This is a genomic window from Micromonospora sp. WMMD737 (assembly GCF_049179055.1).
In the GTDB taxonomy this organism is placed as follows: Bacteria; Actinomycetota; Actinomycetes; order Mycobacteriales; family Micromonosporaceae; genus Micromonospora; species Micromonospora reichwaldensis.
The window spans coordinates 776,504-796,335 of sequence record NZ_JBMHMH010000001.1; the positions used below are offsets into that span (position 1 = coordinate 776,504).

General features: G+C 70.9%; 19 protein-coding genes. 13 read left to right on the plus strand and 6 right to left on the minus strand.

The window, feature by feature from the left end; translation table 11 throughout:
- The first annotated feature begins 129 nt into the window (after positions 1-129).
- The 12 genes from ACN27A_RS02745 to ACN27A_RS02800 all read left to right on the plus strand — a co-directional run bounded on the left by ACN27A_RS02745 (position 130) and on the right by ACN27A_RS02800 (position 10,602).
- Positions 130-2,148, plus strand: coding sequence for a hydantoinase B/oxoprolinase family protein (locus ACN27A_RS02745; RefSeq protein WP_421449560.1), 2,019 nt, complete (start codon positions 130-132; stop codon positions 2,146-2,148).
- Positions 2,145-3,128, plus strand: a complete 984-nt coding sequence (locus ACN27A_RS02750) for a tRNA U-34 5-methylaminomethyl-2-thiouridine biosynthesis protein (RefSeq protein WP_421449561.1) — start codon at positions 2,145-2,147, stop codon at positions 3,126-3,128. The genes ACN27A_RS02745 and ACN27A_RS02750 overlap by 4 nt, the downstream gene beginning before the upstream one ends.
- Entirely contained in the window at positions 3,121-3,960 is an 840-nt protein-coding gene (locus ACN27A_RS02755; protein ID WP_421449563.1) for a 2-amino-5-chlorophenol 1,6-dioxygenase subunit alpha, read from the plus strand. Before ACN27A_RS02750 ends, ACN27A_RS02755 begins: the two co-directional genes overlap by 8 nt.
- Before the next feature lie 35 nt (positions 3,961-3,995).
- On the plus strand, positions 3,996-4,286 hold the full coding sequence (locus tag ACN27A_RS02760) for a BMC domain-containing protein (RefSeq protein ID WP_393403065.1): 291 nt from the start codon (positions 3,996-3,998) through the stop codon (positions 4,284-4,286).
- A gap of 23 nt (positions 4,287-4,309) precedes the next feature.
- The gene (locus ACN27A_RS02765) at positions 4,310-4,648 is read left to right on the plus strand and encodes a BMC domain-containing protein (protein ID WP_089000517.1); all 339 of its coding nucleotides are present in this window, start codon (positions 4,310-4,312) and stop codon (positions 4,646-4,648) included.
- A complete protein-coding gene (locus ACN27A_RS02770) occupies positions 4,635-4,898 on the plus strand; it encodes a EutN/CcmL family microcompartment protein (protein WP_393403062.1) in 264 nt (87 codons plus the stop codon). The genes ACN27A_RS02765 and ACN27A_RS02770 overlap by 14 nt, the downstream gene beginning before the upstream one ends.
- Positions 4,899-4,918: 20 nt before the next feature.
- Positions 4,919-6,430 (plus strand): 2-hydroxymuconic semialdehyde dehydrogenase, encoded by a 1,512-nt coding sequence (locus ACN27A_RS02775; protein WP_421449565.1) that lies wholly within the window; start codon positions 4,919-4,921, stop codon positions 6,428-6,430.
- A complete protein-coding gene (locus ACN27A_RS02780; RefSeq protein WP_421449566.1) occupies positions 6,427-7,218 on the plus strand; it encodes a 2-keto-4-pentenoate hydratase in 792 nt (263 codons plus the stop codon). The genes ACN27A_RS02775 and ACN27A_RS02780 overlap by 4 nt, the downstream gene beginning before the upstream one ends.
- Positions 7,219-7,294: 76 nt before the next feature.
- Entirely contained in the window at positions 7,295-8,236 is a 942-nt protein-coding gene (locus ACN27A_RS02785) for an acetaldehyde dehydrogenase (acetylating) (protein WP_421449568.1), read from the plus strand.
- On the plus strand, positions 8,233-9,303 hold the full coding sequence (dmpG, locus tag ACN27A_RS02790; RefSeq protein WP_421449570.1) for a 4-hydroxy-2-oxovalerate aldolase: 1,071 nt from the start codon (positions 8,233-8,235) through the stop codon (positions 9,301-9,303). The genes ACN27A_RS02785 and dmpG overlap by 4 nt, the downstream gene beginning before the upstream one ends.
- Before the next feature lie 55 nt (positions 9,304-9,358).
- Positions 9,359-10,132 (plus strand): 2-keto-4-pentenoate hydratase, encoded by a 774-nt coding sequence (locus tag ACN27A_RS02795; RefSeq protein ID WP_421449571.1) that lies wholly within the window; start codon positions 9,359-9,361, stop codon positions 10,130-10,132.
- Positions 10,129-10,602: a RidA family protein gene (locus ACN27A_RS02800; protein WP_421449572.1), complete on the plus strand. Its 474-nt coding sequence runs from the start codon at positions 10,129-10,131 to the stop codon at positions 10,600-10,602. Before ACN27A_RS02795 ends, ACN27A_RS02800 begins: the two co-directional genes overlap by 4 nt.
- Before the next feature lie 83 nt (positions 10,603-10,685).
- Here the strand turns inward: ACN27A_RS02800 and ACN27A_RS02805 are convergent, their stop codons facing one another.
- The 6 genes from ACN27A_RS02805 to ACN27A_RS02830 all read right to left on the minus strand — a co-directional run bounded on the left by ACN27A_RS02805 (position 10,686) and on the right by ACN27A_RS02830 (position 17,467).
- A complete protein-coding gene (locus tag ACN27A_RS02805; RefSeq protein WP_421449574.1) occupies positions 10,686-13,025 on the minus strand; it encodes a glycogen debranching protein in 2,340 nt (779 codons plus the stop codon).
- Positions 13,026-13,208: 183 nt separating this feature from the next.
- Positions 13,209-13,958, minus strand: a complete 750-nt coding sequence (locus ACN27A_RS02810) for an AAA family ATPase (RefSeq protein WP_421449576.1) — start codon at positions 13,956-13,958, stop codon at positions 13,209-13,211.
- A gap of 48 nt (positions 13,959-14,006) precedes the next feature.
- Positions 14,007-14,135, minus strand: coding sequence for a hypothetical protein (locus tag ACN27A_RS02815; protein ID WP_421449578.1), 129 nt, complete (start codon positions 14,133-14,135; stop codon positions 14,007-14,009).
- A 35-nt stretch (positions 14,136-14,170) separates the two neighbouring features.
- The gene (locus tag ACN27A_RS02820; protein WP_421449580.1) at positions 14,171-14,986 is read right to left on the minus strand and encodes a ribonuclease HI; all 816 of its coding nucleotides are present in this window, start codon (positions 14,984-14,986) and stop codon (positions 14,171-14,173) included.
- 96 nt (positions 14,987-15,082) lie between these two features.
- Positions 15,083-16,843 carry a DUF6119 family protein gene (locus tag ACN27A_RS02825; protein ID WP_421449581.1) on the minus strand — a complete coding sequence of 587 codons (1,761 nt, stop codon included), beginning with the start codon at positions 16,841-16,843 and terminating at the stop codon, positions 15,083-15,085.
- A gap of 93 nt (positions 16,844-16,936) precedes the next feature.
- Positions 16,937-17,467 carry a DUF4352 domain-containing protein gene (locus ACN27A_RS02830; protein ID WP_421449582.1) on the minus strand — a complete coding sequence of 177 codons (531 nt, stop codon included), beginning with the start codon at positions 17,465-17,467 and terminating at the stop codon, positions 16,937-16,939.
- Positions 17,468-17,681: 214 nt separating this feature from the next.
- Between ACN27A_RS02830 and ACN27A_RS02835 the strand changes: the two genes are divergently transcribed.
- Positions 17,682-19,802, plus strand: coding sequence for a hypothetical protein (locus tag ACN27A_RS02835; protein WP_421449583.1), 2,121 nt, complete (start codon positions 17,682-17,684; stop codon positions 19,800-19,802).
- The last annotated feature ends 30 nt before the right edge of the window (positions 19,803-19,832 follow it).

A 19,832-nucleotide genomic window follows, 5' to 3' on the forward strand; every position in this document is an offset into this window, starting at 1 on the left:
ATAACTCTAGGACCACATGGTGGTCCACTCTACGGTGGTTCAACCCACGGTGGTCCACTCGCCCTGACCAGTCCAGGTCCCCGCCGGCGGCAGATACGGACCGACACCGGAAATCAGTGAGGCATCCGCATGACTGTGAATCCGATCGACCTGGAAGTCGTCACCGAAAGTCTCATCTCGATCGTCCGCGAGATGCGACAGACGATCTTCCGTACCGCGCACTCGCCGGTGATCGCCGACGCCCAGGACTTCTCCTGCGCCCTCTTCGACCCCTCGGGGCAGATGGTCGCCCAGGGCCGGGACATGCCGGGACACGTCATCGCCATGCCCGCCTCGGTGGCCGAGATCTTCGCCGACTTCGCCGCCGAGATGCGCCCCGGAGACCTCTACATCGTCAACGACCCGTACCGGGGCGGCAGCCACCTCAACGACGTCACCCTGATCAGCCCGGTCTTCGTCGACGGGCAGCTGTTCCTCTTCCCCTGCGTCCGGATGCACTGGGCCGACATCGGCGGCATGACCCCCGGCAGCGTCTCCGGCCAGGCCACCGAGATCCTCCAGGAGGGGCTGCGGATCCCGCCGATCAAGCTGATCGAGGCCGGCCGCCCCAACCGGGCCGCCTTCGACATCCTCTTCGCCAACGTCCGGATGGCCGAGGAACGCCGCGGCGACCTCGAATCCAGCATCGCCGCCTGCCACACCGCGCAACGACGGCTGACGGAGCTCGTCGACCGTTGGGGCACCGGGCTGATCCTCGACTGCGTCGCCGCCAACATGGACCGCACCGAGCAGCGGCTGCGGGACATGATCCGGTCGCTGCCCGACGGCACCTACCGCTACGAGGACTACCTCGACCTCTACACCGACGGCGACTACGACGCCGCGATCGTGCGCTGCCGGCTGACCGTCGACGGCGACGAGATCGAAGCCGACTTCCGGGGCTCCTCCACCCAGGTCGCCGCCGTGGTCAACTCGTCGCGGGCGATGACCGTCGCCGGGGTGTTCATCGCCGTCAAGTCCGCCCTCGATCCCGGCGGGCTGGTCAACCACGGCGCGTTCCGGCCCCTGCGGGTGCGCACCGAGCCCGGCACGGTGGTCCACGTCAGCTACCCCGCCCCGGCCAACGCCCACAGCGAGGTCCGCAAGCGGGTCATCTCCGCCGTGATGGCCGCGTTGAGCCAGGTGGCACCCGACCTCATCGCCGCCGACCAGTTCGGCACCACCTTCCAGAACCTCATCGGCGGCGTGGACGAGCACACCGGCCAGCCCTACCTCTACTACGACTACCCGGCCGGCGGCAACGGCGGCTTCCTCGAATCCGACGGCCCCAGCGCGATGAACCCGGTCGACCTCGGCGACATCTCCACCATCCAGTCCGTCGAGCGGCTGGAGACCGAGATCCCGATCCTGGTCGAGGCCTGCGAGCTGCGCGCCGGCTCCTGCGGAGACGGTACGCACCGCGGCGGCCTGGGCAGCCGGCGGGAGACCCGGCTGCTGGCCAGCGGCGGGTCGTACTCGGTGCAGACCGACCGCACCACCGTCCCCCCGTACGGGCTGCGCCACGGCGGCCCGGGCGCCCAGACGGTCACCCACCTGCGCCGCGCCGACGGCCGACGGGTCGACTTCGACACCCCCGGCAAGATCGCCGGCTTCCCCATGCGGGCCGGGGACGTGCTGGTCATGGAGTCCGCCGGTGGCGGCGGCTGGGGCGACCCGCTGGACCGCGCGCCCGACGCCGTCGCCGAGGACGTCCGGCAGGACTACCTGACCGGCGAGGAGGCCCGCCAGCGCTACGGCGTCGTCCTCGACGCCGACGGCGAGGCCGACCGCGCCGCCACCGCCGAGGAGCGGCAGCGGCTGCGCGACGAGCGGAGCTGGCTGCGCCTCACCACCACCGACCGGCCCGCCTACACCGGGCGGCGCGGCCAGCGCCGGCTGGCCTACGTCGCGCCCGGCAGCGGCCTGGCCGAGGAGAGCCTCGTCGAACTGCACGGCGTACACCCGGCACCCCTGCGGGCCTGGCTGCGGCACGACGCCGCGCTGGCCGCCGACGAGATAGCCCTCGACGACGACGGGATGCAGATCCTCGGCGGCACGGCCGAGCACCGCGCGTACGTGCGCGTCCTCACCGGGGAGGGGCGGTCATGAGCAGGGTCTTCCGGGTGCCGGTGGCGACCACCAGGCCCCGCCCCGGCGGCGGCGCCGGCAACGCCCCGGCCCCGCAGGCCGCCCCGGCCCGCGCCGGCATCGTCGCCGGCTGCCTCAGCCCGCACCCGCCCCACCTGATCTACGCGGAGAACCCGCCGCAGAACGAGCCCCGCTCCACCGGCGGCTGGGAGACGCTGCGCTGGGCCTACGAGCGGCTGCGCAAGCGCATCCAGGAGGTGCACCGCCCCGACGTGCTGATCGTGCACGCCCCGCACTGGATCACGATGGTCGGCCACCACGTCAACTGCGCGCCCAACCCGCGCGGCATCTCCGTCGAGCCGATCTTCCCGCACCTCTTCCGCTACCGCTACGACTTCCGCACCGACGTCGAACTCGGCGAGGCCCTCGTCGAGGAGGCCAGCGGCCTCGGCCTGGTCACCCGCGCCATGCGCGACCCCCGGGTACGCGTCGACTACGCCACCATCGGCGCCCTGCACCTGGCCAACCCCGCCTGGGACATCCCCGTGGTCTCCCTGTCGGCGAACAATAACCCGTACTTCTACTCCGACGCGGCGCTGGAGGAGATGGAGGTGCTCGGCGAGGCCACCCGCCGCGCCGTCGAGGCCACCGGCCGCCGCGCCGTGCTGCTCGCCTCCAACTCCCTGTCGCACCTGCACTGGCACGAGGAGCCGGCGCTGCCGGAGGACATGGAACGCGAACACCCGTACAACAACCACCAGTACCGGTGGGACATGAAGCTGCTCGAAGCGATCCGCCGGGGACCGACCGCCCCGCTGCGGGAACTCATCACCGAACACATCGAGGCGACCGCGTCGGAGACGAAGGCCGGCAGCCTCACCTGGCTGCTCGCCGCGATGGGCTGGCCCAAGGTCGCCGGTGACGTGCTCGGCTACGGCACGATCATCGGCACCGGAAACGCCGTCGTCGAGTGGCTGCCCGAGGGGAGCCCCCATGGCTGACCGGACCGGAATCGTCGCCGGAGCGCTCGTGCCCGGCATGCCCCACCTGCTCGCGAAGGAACCCGCACCGAGCTGGGCGGCACTGGCCTCGGCCGCCCGCGACGTGGGCGAGCGCCTGCGCCGGCTGGAGCCCGACGTCGTCCTGCTGCTGTCCACCCAGTGGTTCACCGTCCTCGGCCACCAGTTCCAGTGCGACCCCAACCCGCGCGGCGAACACGTCGACGAGAACTGGTACGCCTACGACTACGGCCTGCTCCGCTACGACCTGCGCTTCGACGTCGAGTTCAGCGAGCGGTGGGCCGACCGGGTGCAGGCCGACGGCAAGCAGGCGCGCCGCACCCGCTACGAGGGCTTCCCGATCGACGCCGGGACCATCGTCACCTCCGCGCTGCTCGACCCGGAGCGCAAGCTGCGCTGGGCGCAGGTCTCCTGCAACCTGTACGCCGACGCCGACACCCTCGCCGACGTCGGCCGGGCCGGTGCCGCCGCCGCCCGCGACGCCGGAGTGCGCGCCGCCGTCGTCGTGGTGAGCGGACTCTCCTCCGGACTCATCCAGCAGTGGATCGAGCCGGGCCAGGACCACATCGGCACACCCGCGCACGAGCAGTGGAACACCCGCGTACTCGACCTGCTCACCGCCGGCAAGGTCGACGAGGCGCTCGCGATCCGCGAGGACTACGCCCGGCAGGCCCAGGCGGACAGCCAGTTCCGGGCCCTCGCGTTCGCCGCCGGCACCGGCGCCGCCAACGGCCCGGCACAGCTGCACTCGTACGGCCCGATCTGGGGCACCGGCGCCGCCGTCCTGTCCTGGAACCTGCCCGAGCGTCCCTGACCGAAGCCGACCCGCAACCAGAGCAAGGAGCAGACATGCGAAACGTGGCCGTGGGCTTCGTCGAAGCCGAGGGTTACACCCCCATCTTCGACGCCGTCGACGCGATGGTGAAGGCCACCGAGGTCGAGGTGACGAAGGTCGTACGCCTCGGCGGCGGCATCGTCGCGGTCGCCGTGCGCGGCGACCTCGCCACCGTCGAGGAGGCGGTGGACATCGGCGAGGAGACCGCCCGGGCGCGCAGCCGCTCGGTGCGCTCGATCGTCTTCGCCAGCCCCTGCGACGCGGTGAGCGCGTTGGCCGCCGAGCCTGACCTCGTCGGCAACTGACAACCGGTTAAGGAGAATCAGCCATGTCCTCCGACATCGCGATCGGAATCGTCGAGACACGCGGCCTGGTGGCCCTCTCGGCGGGTATCGAAGCCATGATCAAGACCGCCGACGTCCGGTGCGTGGCCGTGGAACGGGTCACCAGCGGCTACCTCGCGGTCGCCGTCCGGGGCACCCTCGCCGCCGTACGCCAGGCAGTCTCCGCCGGGGAGGCCGCCATCCGCGCCCACGGTGAGCTGCGCAGCTCCCAGGTCTACCCGAAGCCCCACCCGACCACGGCGGCCCTGCTGGACGCGCCCGAACCGGCCCGCATCCGCGAGGTCATCGCCGGCCTGCGGGGAGAAACCGATGGTGCTCGGTGACGTCGTCGGCAAGGTGTGGGCCGACCGCATCCTGCCGGCGTTGCAGGGCAGGCGGCTCGTCCTGGTCCGCCCGCACGGCGACGGGCCCGACCTCGTCGCCGTCGACCCTCTGAACGTCGGCGTCGGCACCACCGTCCTGGTCGTCACCGACGAGGCCGCGGCGGCCGTGACCGGCCAACCCACCGTGGACGCCGCCGTGGTCGCGCTCGTCGCCGACCCCGGCAGCGAACGGACCGAACCCCGCACCTGAACCGGAAGGGACACCTGACGATGGCCGAGTCATCCTGGCCGGTGAGTCTGCGCGACGGCCACCCGGGCGCCGACCCACCGACCCTGCGCAACTTCGTGGGCGGTGAGTTCGTCGAGGGTGGGCGGCGGTTCGTCAAGCGCAGTCCGGTCACCGGTGAGCCGGTCTTCGAGGTGGTGGAGGCCGACCAGGGGTGTGTGGACGACGCGGTCGCCGCCGCGCGGGCCGCGTTGCGGGGGCCGTGGGGGCGGATGGGGGAGCGGGAGCGGGCGGAGGTGTTGCGTCGGGTCGCCGTCGAGTTGGAGCGTCGTTTCGACGATCTGGTGACCGCCGAGGTCGCGGACACCGGCAAGTCGATTTCGCAGGCGCGCACGTTGGACATTCCGCGTGGTGCGGCGAACTTCCGTGCGTTTGCGGAGATCGTGGCGACGGCGCCGACGGAGTCGTTCACGACGGTCACCCCGACCGGCGGCCGGGCGTTGAACTATGCGGTGCGTAAGCCGGTGGGTGTGGTGGCGGTGATCGTGCCGTGGAACCTGCCGCTGTTGCTGCTCACCTGGAAGGTCGCTCCGGCGCTGGCCTGCGGTAACGCCGTGATCGTGAAGCCGAGTGAGGAGACGCCGGCGTCGGCGACGTTGTTGGCGGAGGTGATGGCCGCTGCTGGGGTGCCGGAGGGTGTGTTCAATCTGGTGCACGGCTTCGGTCCGGATTCGGCCGGCGAGTTCCTGACCCGTCATCCGGGTGTGGACGCGATCACGTTCACCGGTGAGTCGTCGACTGGTAGCGCCATCATGCGGGCGGCGGCTGATGGGGTGCGGCCGGTGTCGTTCGAGTTGGGTGGCAAGAACGCCGGTCTGGTGTTCGCGGACGCGGATCTGGACGTGGCGGTGGCGGGTTCGGTGCGGTCGAGTTTCACCAATGGTGGTCAGGTGTGTCTGTGCACGGAGCGGGTCTATGTGCAGCGGCCGGTGTTCGAGGAGTTCACGGCGCGGTTGGCGCAGCGGGCTGCCGGGCTGTCGTTCGGGTGGCCGGCGGACGAGGCGACGGTGAACATGCCGTTGATCTCGCATCAGCACCGGGACAAGGTGCTCGGCTACTACGACCTGGCCCGGCGCGAGGGTGCGCAGGTGCTGACCGGGGGCGGCGTGCCGGCCTTCGGTGACGCCCGTGATGGCGGGGCTTATGTGCAGCCGACGGTGTTGACCGGGCTGGGTGCGGGTGCGCGGACCAATACCGAGGAGATCTTCGGGCCGGTGGTGCATGTGGCCCCGTTCGATGATGAGGATGAGGCGTTCGCGTTGGCGAACGGCACGGAGTACGGGTTGGCGGCGGCGGTGTGGACGCGGGATGTGGGTCGGGCGCACCGGGCCGGTATGGGGTTGGACGCGGGGATCGTGTGGGTGAATACGTGGTTCCTGCGGGATCTGCGGACGCCGTTCGGTGGGGTGAAGGCGTCGGGGATCGGGCGTGAGGGTGGCGTGCACTCCCTCGACTTCTATTCCGAGTTGACCAACGTCTGCGTGGACCTGACATGAGCGCGATGGAGTCGGCAGCCGACGAACTGTTCCAGGCGCGGGAGAGCGGTAAGCCGTGTGCGCCGCTGCGGGGGCGGTTGTTGCCGGAGGCCGACATCGACACGGCGTACCAGGTGCAGCAGCTCCAGGTCCGGCAGTGGCTGGACGCCGGGCACCGGCGGGTGGGCGCCAAGATCGGGTTGACGTCGCGGGCGGTGCAGGAGAGCTTCGGTGTCTTCGAGCCAGACTTCGGTGTGCTGCTCGACGACATGGCGGTGCCCGACGGCGCGGAGGTCGACCTCGACCGGCTGTTGCAGCCCCGGGTGGAGGCGGAGGTCGCGTTCGTGCTGGGTGCGGATCTGCCGGACGAGCGGATCACGAGCGCGGATGTGATCCGGGCGGTCGATCATGTGTTGCCGGCGATCGAGATCGTGGATTCGCGGGTGGCGGGGTGGGACATCTCGATCGTGGACACGGTGGCGGACAACGCCTCCAGCGGCCTGTTCGTGCTGGGTACGACGCCGCGTCGGCTCGCCGATGTGGATCTGCGGTTGTGCGGGATGGTTCTCGAGCAGGCCGGTGAGCCGGTGTCGGTTGGGGCGGGCGCGGCGTGTCTGGGTAATCCGTTGCACGCGGTGCAGTGGTTGGCGCAGACCCTCGCACGCTCCGGTGATCCGTTGCGTGCGGGGGATGTGGTGCTGTCCGGGGCGCTCGGTCCGATGGTGCCGGTGACAGCCGGCGCGGCGTACGAGGCGCGCATCTCGGGGCTGGGTTCGGTGCGTACCTGTTTCTCGGGGGAAGCGTCGTGAGCGCGCCGGCGGTCTTCGCGGTGCGTGCGTGGAATGGCCTGGCGACCGTCGCGGTCTTCGGTGAGGGGGAGGCGTCGTGAGCGTTGGTGTGGCGGTGATCGGGTCGGGCAACATCGGCACCGATCTGATGATCAAGGTGTTGCGGTTGTCGGAGTCGCTGCGGATGGTGGCGATGGTGGGCATCGACCCCGACTCCGACGGTCTGGCGCGGGCCCGGCGGTTAAGTGTGGCGACGACCGCCGAGGGTGTCGACGGCCTCGTCGCGATGCCGGAGTTCGCCGAGGTGGAGTTGGTGTTCGATGCCACGTCGGCGGGTGCGCACCGTTACAACGACGCGGTGTTGGCGGCGCATGGTCGGCTGGTGGTGGATCTGACGCCGGCGGCGATCGGTCCGTATGTGGTGCCGCCGGTGAACCTGGACGAGCACCTGGGTGAGCGCAACGTGAACATGGTGACGTGTGGTGGGCAGGCGACCGTGCCGATCGTCGCGGCCGTCGGTCAGGTGACGCCGGTGGCGTACGGCGAGATCGTGGCCTCCATCGCTTCCAGGTCGGCGGGGCCGGGGACGCGGGCGAACATCGACGAGTTCACGGAGACGACGGCGCGGGCGATCGAGGTGGTGGGTGGCGCTGGTCGTGGTAAGGCGATCATCGTGTTGAATCCGGCGGATCCGCCGTTGTTGATGCGTGACACGGTGTACTGCCTGTGCGAGGACGCGGATGCGGATCGGGCGGCGATCGCCGGCTCGGTGGCGCGGATGGTGGCGGCGGTGCGGGAGTACGTGCCGGGGTACCGGTTGAAGCAGGACGTGCAGTTCGACCGGGTCGATGCGTACGTGCCGTCGTTGGGTCGGCGTCTGCGCGGGTTGCAGGTGTCGGTGTTCCTGGAGGTCTCCGGCGCGGGGCATTATCTGCCGGCGTACGCGGGGAACCTGGACATCATGACGTCGGCGGCGCTGCGCACGGCGGAGCGGCTGGTGGCGGTGCGTTCCGAGGCTGCTTCGGGGGTGCTGTCGTGACTGATCTGTATATCCAGGACGTGACGTTGCGCGACGGCATGCACGCCGTGGCTCACCGCTACACGGTCGAGCAGGTCCGCACCATCGCCGCCGCGCTCGATGCCGCCGGGGTGGCCGCGATCGAGGTCGCGCACGGCGACGGTCTCGCGGGGTCGAGTGTGAACTATGGCCATGGTGCGGCCAGTGACGCCGACTGGATTGCGGCGGCGGCCGAGGTGATGACGAACGCGAAGCTGACGACGCTGCTGCTGCCGGGGATCGGCACGATCGCTGATTTGAAGGCGGCGAAGGCGCTCGGGGTGACGAGTGTGCGGATCGCGACGCACTGCACGGAGGCCGATATTTCGACGCAGCACATTGCGTGGGCGCGGGAGAACGGCATGGACGTGTCGGGGTTCCTGATGATGTCGCACATGAACGACCCGGCCGCTCTGGCGGGGCAGGCGAAGTTGATGGAGTCGTACGGGGCGCACTGCGTCTACGTCACCGACTCCGGCGGCCGACTGCTCATGTCCGACGTCGCCGAGCGGGTGGACGCGTACCGGCAGGTGTTGGAGCCGGAAACGCAGATCGGTATCCACGCCCACCACAACCTGTCCCTCGGCGTCGCCAACAGCGTCGTCGCCGTGGAGCACGGGCGCATCCTCGGCGACGGGCCGCTGGGTTCGGCGCACGGTCGGACAGTGCGGGTCGACGCGTCCCTGGCGGGGCAGGGTGCGGGGGCGGGTAACGCGCCGTTGGAGGTGTTCGTGGCGGTGGCGGAGTTGCACGGGTGGGAGCATGGCTGTGACGTGTTCGCGCTGATGGACGCCGCCGACGACATCGTGCGTCCGTTGCAGGACCGGCCCGTGCAGGTCGACCGCGAGACCCTGTCGCTGGGGTATGCGGGGGTGTATTCGAGTTTCCTGCGGCATGCGGAGCGGGCGTCGGACAAGTACGGGGTGGATGTGCGCTCGATCCTGGTCGAGTTGGGCCGCCGCCGCATGGTCGGCGGGCAGGAAGACATGATCGTGGACGTGGCACTGGACCTCGCCGACGGTCGCGCACAGACGGGCGCGGCACAGTGAGCGCGAGAATCGAGCCTGGCGTGCGAGCCGCGCAGTCGCGAACGAGGGAGACCCCATGATCGGGCCGGACACCGCCGGTATCGCCGAGCGCCTCGGCGAGGCGGCCGACACCGCCACCGCCATTCCGCAGCTTGCGGCGGAGACGGGCTTGGACGTGGATGGCGCGTACGCGGTGCAGACCGCGTTGATCCAGCGTCGCCTCGACCGCGGCGAGCGGCTGATCGGGTTGAAGATGGGCCTGACCAGCAAGGCGAAGATGGCGCAGGTCGGCGTGGACGAGGTCATCTGGGGCCGGCTCACCGACACCATGCACGTCCCCGACGGCGGCACCCTCGACCCCACCAGGTTCATCCACCCCCGCGTCGAACCCGAAGTGGCGTTCCTGCTCGACCGGCTGCCCGAACCGGGCGAGCCGGTCGGGGACTTCACCGACGCCGTACGCGCCGTCGCCCCGGCCATCGAGGTCATCGACTCGCGCTACGCCAACTTCACGTTCTCCCTGCCCGACGTGGTCGCCGACAACACCTCCGCCGCCGCCTTCACCATCGGCCCCTGGTCCCCGGTCCCCGACGGCCTCGACAACCTCGGGGTGCTGCTGGAGATCGACGGACGGGTGGCGCAGGTCGGCTCCACCGCCGCGATCCTCGGCGACCCCCGCCGCGCCCTCGACGAAGGCATCCGCCTCGCTGGCCGCCACGGCGTACGCCTACGCGAAGGCTGGGTGTTCCTCGCCGGCGCCGCCACCGCCGCCGTGCCCCTCAAACCCGGCGCCCACGTCCGCGCCGTCGTCGAACACCTCGGCACCACCTCCCTGCGAGCATCGGCATGACCCCGAACCAGGACACGACCACGAACCAGCACACGGCAGCAGGCCACGGCACGGGCGCGCAGGCGCACGTCGTGGCCGGCAAGGCCGTACCCCGGGGCGCGTTTCCCCACGTGAAGGTCGCCGGCGGGTTCGTCTTCGTCTCCGGCACCTCCAGCCGCCGCCCCAACAACACCTTCGCCGGCGTCGACGTCGACGAACTGGGCACCACGAACCTCGACATCCGCGCGCAAACCAGGGCCGTCATCGACAACATCCAAGATCTGCTGAAGACGGTCGGCGCCGACCTGAGCGACCTCGTGCAGGTCACCACCTACCTCGTCAACATGAACGACTTCGGCGGCTACAACCAGGTCTGGGCCGAGTACTTCGACGCCACCGGCCCCACCCGCACCACCGTCGCCGTGCACCAACTACCCCACCCGCACCTGCTCATCGAGATCCAGGCAGTGGCCGCACTCCCTCTGACCTGACGCCGTTCGGCGTGAGTTTCGAGGGTTGACGCGTAGGCGCGCCCGTCGGACCCCAGTTCGACGGCGGCGCATCGCCTTTTGGGTCAGCGGGCGATGAGTAGCAGCAGGCTGCGACCGCGCAGCAGATAGCCGGTGCCCTGGCCGCCGAGCAGTGTCTCCGACCCCGGTACGGCGACCTGGTTGGCGCCCTCCGCCCAGGTGGCGGTGTCGGTGACCCGGTACCAGCTCTTCCCGGCTCCAGGGGACGGCAGAGTGAAGTTCACGTCCCCCGACCAGCCGTTGTAGCCGACGTAGATCGCCGGGGCCGGGTCGCCGAACTCGGTGCCGTCGATCCGCCAGCCCAGCGCGTGGTTGTTGGCGTTGCCCCAGTACGCGCCGTCCGGGCTGGTGCCGGCCGGGGTGAACCAGGCCAGCTGGGCAAGCCCGTTGCCGTTGGTGTCGGCGGCGGAGTAGAAGTTCGCTGGCCGTAGCGCCGGGTGCGCGTGGCGGAAGGCGGCCAGCCGGGAGGCGAAGGTGCGGAAGGTGCTCTGCTCGGCGGTCGGACTCCAGCCCAGCCAGTTCGCCGACGAGTCCAGGTTGTACGGGTTGTTGTTGCAGCGGATGCCGCGCAGCACCTCGTCGCCGCCGGTGACCATCGGGGTGCCGGCCGACAGCATCAGGAAGGCGTGCCCGTTGCGGGCGGCCCGGCGCTGGTCGGCGGCGATCCCGCCGTGGTCCCAGGAGATGTTGTCGTCGCTGCCGCCGTCCGACGGCCCGTACGGCCACGCCTGGTTGTTGTTCTTGCCGTTGCAGGCGTACAGGTCGGCCAGGGTGAACCCGTCGTGGGCGACCATGAAGTTGACCGAGTGCCACGGCCGCCGGCCGTCGTCGCCGTAGAGGTCGGAGGAGCCGGCGAACCGGTCGGCGAGTTGGCCCGGGGTGACCGGGCTGACGCCGAGCTTGTTCTGGTCGCGGCGCAGCGTGTCCCGGTACTGCCCGTTCCACTCCGACCAGCCGGCGGGGAAGTTGCCCACCTGGTAGGTCCCGGCGCCGATGGCCCACGGCTCGGCGATCCAGTCGACGCCGGTGCCCCCGCCGCCGGGTCGGGGCGGCATCTCCCGGGTGATCCGGTTGAGTGCGGTGTTCGGGTCGGTGCGGCTGTAGGAGAAGCAGCCGTGCTGGCAGGTGTTGCCGAGCACCGAGGCGAGGTCGTGCCGGAAGCCGTCGACCCCGAGCGTGTTCTTCCAGTACGCCAGCGAGTCGACGATCAGGTCCTGGGCGACCGGATTGTAGGTGTTGTAGTTGCCGCCGACGCCGGTGTTGTCCCAGGAGGACTGCCGGTCGGCGGTGAGCGAGTAGTAGGTGGGGTTGTCCAGCCCACGCCAGGAGACGATGTCGTAGACGTTCGACCCACCGGAGCTGTAGACGCCGCCCTCGCCGGTGTGGTTGTAGACCACGTCGAGGAGCACCTTGATCCCGGCGTCGTGGAACGCCTTCACCATCTGCTGGAACTCACGGGTCGGCCCGCCCGGCGAGCGGTCGTAGGCGTACCGGCGGTCCGGGGCGAAGTAGTTGAGAGTCATGTAGCCCCAGTAGTTGTCGCCCGCGGTGCCGGTCGGGTCGACGTCGATGGTGTCGTTCTGCGTCTCCTGCAACGGCAGGAACTCCACTGCGGTCACTCCGAGCGAGGCCAGGTACGCGGCCTTCATTCCCGCGCCCCGGTAGGTGCCCCGGTAGGCGGCCGGCACCGACGGGTCGTTGCGGGTCAACCCCCGCAGGTGCACCTCGTAGATGAGGTCGTCCTTCAGGGCGCGGCCCGGCTTGGTGCCGAAGGCGGGCGTGGTGGTCGGCAGGACGACCCCCTTCGCCGCGTGCGGGCCGCTGTCGACGTTGCGGTGCGTCGGGCCGGAGGCGTACACCGTCGAGGTGGTCATGCCGGGCCGCAGCGGGTCGTGGCTGATCTCCCGGGCGTACGGGTCGAGCAGGAGCTTGTTGGGGTTGAACCGGTTACCGGCGGCGTCCACGTCGGCGACGAATCCGACCGAGGAACCCTTCGTCCAGCCGGTGCGGTACGGCCAGTTCGGTCCCCATGCCCGGTAGCCGTAGTAGACGGTGCTGGTGATGCCCGCGTTGCGCAGCGCGGCGACGTCGACGGTAACGCTGAACGTGCCGGCGGTGTCCCTGGTGAGCAGGTAGCTGGCGTTCTCCTGGGTACCGGTGGGTGCGGCGTAGAGATTGACCGTCATCCGGGTGGCCGCGGACGAGTGGACCCGGAACGTGATTCGCGATGCGGCGCTGTCGTACCGGGCGCCGAGGGTGCGGGAGTCGATCCCGGCGACGGCCGGTGCGGGCCCGGTGACCAGGGGCGCGGCGACGCTGACCAGCGCGGCGCAGAGCAGGGCGGCGAGGGTGGCTCGGGCACGCGAGGCTGGCGGTACGGGCATGGTCATCTCCGGACAGGACGCGAAACCGGGTGCTTGCAAGTTCCTGCAAGATTTTTGAAAAGGTAACAGCCGATTTCACGCTCGTAAAGAGTGCCATCGATCTCCGGCCGTCCCGCCGCTCGTTGGCCGAACCGCCGAGTGCCGTTCGAGGTCGACAACGAGGTGCTCCCCGCCAGCAGCGCGTCACAGGTCGCCGGTGGGCCGCAGCGTCACCACCGACCGCTGCGCACGGGTCACCTCCACGATCCGGACCCTGCCCGGGCCGAGCCGGTGTACCGCCTTCGGCAGGCGGACGTCGTGGGTGAAGACCACTATCTGCCGCCGCACGGCCAACGCGGCGAGCACCCGGGCCACGCCGTCCACCATTGCCGGGTCCATGCCCCGCACCGGGTCGTCGGCGACGACGAACCGGAAGGGGCTCTCCGGCGCCCACCTGGAGGGCAGGACCCGTTGGCTGGCGTCGGTGAGCCGACTCAGCTCGGCGGCGGTGAGGAACGGCCGATACCGCTTTAGCGGGCGGGCCAGCCCCAGCTGCGCCAGGCTCCAGTGCCGCCCCCGCTCGCTGGCGACGGTGACCTCCGCGTCGGCCAACGTCGCGCCGAGCGGCCAGGACCGGGTCACCGTCACCGGCTTCGTCTCCCCGTCGACGTGCAGCTGCGCCACGATCCAGCACGGGTCGGGGGAGTGCAGGTTGCGCCATCCCGTACGCCAGTCGATGTGGCGTTCCGCCCAGCGGGCGCTGTCGCCGGTCAGCGCCAGCTCGACGGCCTCCGCGAAGCTCGACTTGCCCGAGCCGTTGCGCCCGACCACCAGGGTGATGCCGGGGCCGGGGTCGATCCGCAGAGTGCGTTCCGGGCCGACGGCACGGAACCCGGCGACGGTGATCGAGGAGAGCCAGATGGTGTGGTCGGGCGGCTGACGGGGGACCGGCATGCTCGTCTCCGGATGTGTGCGGCTGGTCTGGGTCAGCGGGCTGGACGGTCAGGGGGTGTGGCTCGGCAGGCGGAAGGTCACCGGTGGGCCGGTCTGCCGGAGGATCAGGCCGGGGCCGACCCAGGAAGGGAACGCCTCCGTGTACGAGTCGACGCTGTGCTGGCCATCGAGAACCACGATCATCTCCCGGGGTGAGAAGTGAGCCGGCGTGGTCAGCTGGCGACGGTGGTGTGCCAGTCGCGGAGGAACGCGTCGACCAGCGCGTGCGCGCGGGGGCGCACGTCGAAGGGCTCGCCGAGCCGGCGGCGGGCCATGGGGGACAGGCCGTCGGCGGCCTCGTTGAGGGGGTGGCCGCTGTGCCCCTTGACGTGTGCGAAGGACAGATCCGGCCGTCGGCCCACCAGCTCGGCGAGCCGGACCAGGGTCGGCTGGGCCGACGAACTGCGCGGGCGCAGGCTGTAGCCGGCGGGCATGGCGTCGGACTCGCCGGCCTGCCAGCGGTGCAGGTACCGCAGGGCGGTCAGGCTGTCCAGCAGCACGGTCATGCCGGCCGGCGCCTCGTCGTACGCGGACAACAGGAGGTCGACCGCCCGCAGCTCGTTGATCAGCACGCGCGACGGGCCCGTCGGGTCGAGTCGGCCGGTGCCCCGGCTGCGCAGGCCGTAGTGGCCGTCGCTGACGACGTACGCGATGCCGCCGGCGCGACCCTTCCAGCTCGCGTCGGTCGCGGCGACGAGCGGCGCGGACGTCCCCGCCCAGCGGCCGACCCGGCCGCGTCCGCGTTCGGGGTTCGGCTGCGGGCGGTGGACCTCGTGCCGGGCGGCCTGCTGCTCCGCCGTGTCGAGCAGCTGCCGGGCCGAGGCGAGTTCGTCGTAGTGCGCGGCGGTGAGGGCCAGCCGCACGGCGTCGCCGATGCGCTGGCAGTCCTCGCAGCGGGTGACGCGGGCGTAGGCGCGCAGCGCGACGGCGCGCTCGTGCAGGGGAGTGGGGAGCAGGTCCAGGGCGCGCAGGAACTCATCGGGACGCACGGACGCCTCCTGACGTCTGAGGAAAGGCGGGGGAGATGTCGTGACCCGAGGTCGTGATCGACGGCCTCGGCGAACAGTGCGGTCGTCGCGAGCGCGTCAGGCGGGCGGGATGCCGACGACCTCGACCTCGACGCCCTCGCCGCGTAGCGTCTTCATCGCCCGGTAGAGCGCGACCTGGGCGAAGGTGAAGAGCGAGTCGACGGTGACGGCCCGGCCGGCGCCGAGCGCGATGGCGTAGACGACCTTCCGGGGCCGGAAGTCCATGCCGAGGTCCCGTCCGTTCGGCTGCTGCCGCACCACCTCGACGAGCCTGGTGCGCGCGTCCTCCTCGTAGCGCAGCGCGTCGACGGAGGTGATGCCCTGGGCGAAGAGATGACTCAGCGGCGCACTGCTCGACCCCCGCTTGACGTGAATCAGCTCGCCACCCGGCCCGAGCAGGTCGCAGGCCTCGATGCCGCGCCGGTGCTGCACCGTCCGCAGCAGCTTCTTGTCGAGCAGCACGAGCCGAGGATCACGGCGGGCGGCCGCACGGTTGTAAGCGTCCTCGTCGACGAGGTCGGGCGTCCACGGCGGCAGCACGATGTCGGACGAGCGGGCCAGGATCTCGGCGATCTCCTGCCGCAGGAACTCGCGATGCCGGTTGCCGATCTCGTACCAGGCGTCTTCCTGCAGCAGCAGGTGGCTGGCACCGACGGCCACCTCTGCGGTGAGCCAGCGTGAGGCCCGAGTCGACACCATCTCCTCGGTGCCACCCGCGTCGGCGAAGAGCGTGACCTTCCCGTTGCGCAGACCGGTCCACCTGTCGCCGTCCAACGCTCGGCCGGTGTGGTCGAGGATCGCCGCCAGATCCAGTTCGGCCGTCAGCGTCGGGCGCTGGCCGGACTTCGGGACCTGGAACCGATACGACCCGACGTGCTCGATCTCCGCGACCAGATCGCCGGGCACCGCCACGCCGAGGGCCGTCGGATCGGCCAGGCCCAGCCGCTGATCGAGGGTGGCGACCAGCGCGGGCACCCGGGGATCGGACGGCGCCACCGGGCGGATCTGCGTGATGAACTCCAGGTCGGCCAGGGGAGACTCCTGCTGGCAGACGCGTTCGATCTCCCGCAGGTCGGCGAGGAGCCCTTCGGGCTCGACGCAGAGATGGACGCGCAGGGCGTCACCGCCCTCGACCCTGGTCGGCTTGCCGGTACGTCGGCAGACCGTCAGGCGTGGATTGTCCGTACGGCCACACACCTGGCCGACGATCTCGCCCCACTTGTCGATGCCGTACATCCGGATGGGCTGACCGGCGGGGACCAGGCTGCGGTCCACCCGGCCGCTGGTGCCGACGACGCGGCGGCGGACCTGCCGGATCTCGCTCGGCAGGAGCGCCCGGACGGCGAAGGAGACTCCGAAGGTCGGGTCGATCACCTCGTGCTCGACCATGAAGCGGCCCAGGGTGCCGTAGGCCAGGACGTAGGCGCGTTCGTCGACGGCCAGAAACAGCGTGCCCCCGCCGCTGCTGTATCCCAGGTCGACCTCCTCGCCGGTGAGGCCAGCGAGCACGTCGCACCACTCCGCGCGCAGGCGCGGCACGGTGCCGTGCACCAGCAGCGCCGGCGCACCGGCGACCTCCCGGGCAACGGCCTCGAAGCCACTTCCTCTCAGGTAGTCGACGTTGAGCGCTTCCCGCAGACCGTCGGGAGTCGGCGGGACCCGCAGGCGGTAGACATTGGTCAGGTAGACGCCGGGAGGTGCGGGCGGCAGCGGGCTGTCGAAGAGGGTGGGCTGCTGCGGGTTGGGTCGGCGGCGGTCCTTGCGGCCGCCCGGGCGGGTGGTGGGGCCGGGAACGGTCCGGTCCATCGCGCTGCGCATATCGATCTCCTCGCGTAGAGACTCGTGCTGGCAGTTGGCGGGATACCGTGCGCCGAGGGCGGGCTTCGCGGGGCCGCCCTCGGCGCGGCGGGGTCAGCTCAGGGCGACGGTGACGCCGCCGGAGAACGGCGAGTCGTGCAGCTCGAGCTTGGTGAGCTTGACGTTCTTCGGGATGTCGAAGACCACGACGCCGGTGACCTGGTTGCCGGGGTTGATGTCGTTGAGGAACGTCTCGGCGTTCTTGTTGGCGTAGATGGCCGCGCCGGTGTCGGAGGAGTACTCGGTGCCGTCGGCCGCGTACGCCTTCTGGCTGCTGCCGTCGAACATCTGGGCTTCCTTGCCGATGTTCCTGATGTTGATCGTGACCAGGCAGAACTGGCCCTGCGCCTTCTCGCCGAGCACGCTGTCGCCGACCTTGGCGACGCCGCACTTGGACGACTTCACCGTGAACTCGAACTTCCCGTCCCGGGCGGGCTGGCCGATCTTCGCGGTCTTCGCCGCCTTCTCCTCGCCCTTGGCGGCGCTGTCGCCACCCGAGCTACTGGGCTCATCGGTGGAGCCGGCGCCGCAGCCGAGCGCGATGAGGGCGGTGGCGGCCAGGGCGAGGGTCGTCGTCTTACGCATGAAGAACTCCGATTCCAGATGGGATGCTGCGGCTCCGTAATCGGCCGCTTGCTGATGCCGATGAATCACAGCAGTCCGTTACAGGCGAAGGCCAGCTAGCGGCGATCGTGCTCCTGATAACCAGGGTTATCAGCGTCTCGATTGATTAACACGGTCCCACAATCTATTGTCGACCCGTTCGCCCAAGGTGTTCGTCGAGTGGAAGGAGGTGACCATGGCCGGCACCACAGACCTCATCTCCCTGCCCGAGATCGCCGAGCTGGCCGCGGTGCAACGCCCCGTGGTCACCACTTGGCGTCGCCGCTACCCGGGATTCCCCGCACCAGCGCAGACGGATCGTGGGCGGCCTCTGTTCAAGGCGCGCGAAGTCGTCGACTGGCTGGTAGACACCGGTCGCGCCGAGCGTCGATCCATCGAGCCGGACCTCCGCCTTCACGTGCTCTCGTGCTTGGCACTCCAGGCGGGGGCTTCGTCAGGCGCCGGCCGGCGTCGGGGCCTCACCCCGGAGGAACTGGTCAGCGCCACGACGGCGCTGATCTGCCTGCATTACCTCGACGACGAGCCGCTACGCCCCGAGGGCTACACCGACCGGCACGTCATCGAGGCACTTCGTGAACGTGCCACCGAGGTCGACTGGGACGACGAGTTGCTCCGGTCGGAGATCGAGGCAATGCCGTTCGAAGCGGCCTGGCTGGCCGAGGTGGTGGACGAGCTGATCGAGGCAGCGTGGGGGGCCGCCCAGGCGTACGAGCGGGTGCTCGCCGTCCGGCACCGGTTCAACGTGCCGCAGCTCTACGAGGAAGCGGTCGTCCCGCAACTGGGGCGTCTGATGGTCGAGCTTTCCGGCGTTCGGGAGCACGCTGACCTGCACGGCCTCGTCCAAGTCGCCGATCCGCACGCCGGCGTGGGCGACCTGCTGATGGCAGCCCGACAGGCGCTCGGGGAGCACGAGCCGGTCATGTTCGCCGCCGAGGCCAACCGGCTCCTGGCCCGCCTCGCTCGCCGCCGGCTGGTGGTGCACGGCGTCTCACGAGGCAGTTGGCAGCTCGACATCGCCGCCGGCCGACCGCCGGGCACGCGCGCCGCCGACGTGGTGCTCATGCGGCTGCCCTACCGGCCGGCCGAGGCGCGCACCGATCTCGACCCATTCGCCGAGCTCGTCGAGCTGACCAGGGCGCTCACGCCGGGGCAGACCGCCGTGGTGTGCGGCCCCGCCGAGCTGCTCGTCGGCGCACTGCCGCCCTACAAGCCGGCCGCCCGCTCCCGCAACGACCTGCTGGCCACCGGCAGGGTCGAGGCCGTCGTCCAGCTCCCCGGTGGGATCATGCCCTTCCGACCCGGCTACCAGAGCGCGCTGTGGGTGCTGAGGCACGAGGAGGCCCCCGAGTGGCAGGGGCGGGTCCTGCTGGCGGACGTCTCCGACCGGCCGCTCACCGATAACGTGGTCGAGGACCTGGTCTTCGACGTCACCACCTGGCGGCGCGAGGGCCACCAGCCCGACCAGCACCTCCGGGCGTACGCCAGTCAGGTGCGGATCGCGGACCTGACGGCGCCCCGGCGCCCGCTGAGCGCGCGCCGGCCCGCCACCCTGCGTGACCTGACACGCGACGGACGGGTGACCGTCGCGGAGCTGGCCGACTCGGAGGTGGAGCTCGACCGGCTAGCCGAACCGCGCCCCCGGCTGCGCACGCATGTGGCCGCGCGGGACGAGATCCGGCGGGCGCCGACGAAGTCCATCGCCGCGCTCGTCCGGGACGGCCACCTCGCCTTACTCAAAGGCAGCCGGATCGCCGCCGCCGATGTCAGCGCCGACGGCCACAATCCCGTGATCGGGCCGCCGGAGATGACCGGCGGCGCCCAGATCGGCGCCCGCCGGATCGACCGGGCCGTCTTCGCGCAGCGGTACCCCCGTGCCCGGCTGACCGAACCCGGTGACGTCCTGGTGACGGTGACGCCCCGACTGCGGGCCTACCACGACGAGCAGGGCTTCTCAGTTGTCGACTATCCGACGCGAATCCTTCGCATCCGCCCGGACGGTCGTGATCGGTTCACCCCCCGGGTGCTGGAGGCACTGGTCAACGCCGTGCGGAAGCAGCGGCCGAGCGGAGCGGTGCGTGCCGCATCCCGGCTGGCTGACCTGCAACTTCCGCTGCTGCCTCCCGCCGACGTGGCGCGGCTCGACGCGCTGCTCGCGGCCATGGAGGCGCGCCGTAACCTTGCCCGCCGAGAGCTCGCCCTGCTCGACGACCTAGGCCAGCAGGCTGTGGCCGGGCTCACCGACGGCACCCTGACCATCACGGAGGGCCCGCCGCTGGCTGGACCGCCCCCATCGTGACCGGCAAGACTGACCGCACCGCAGATACGG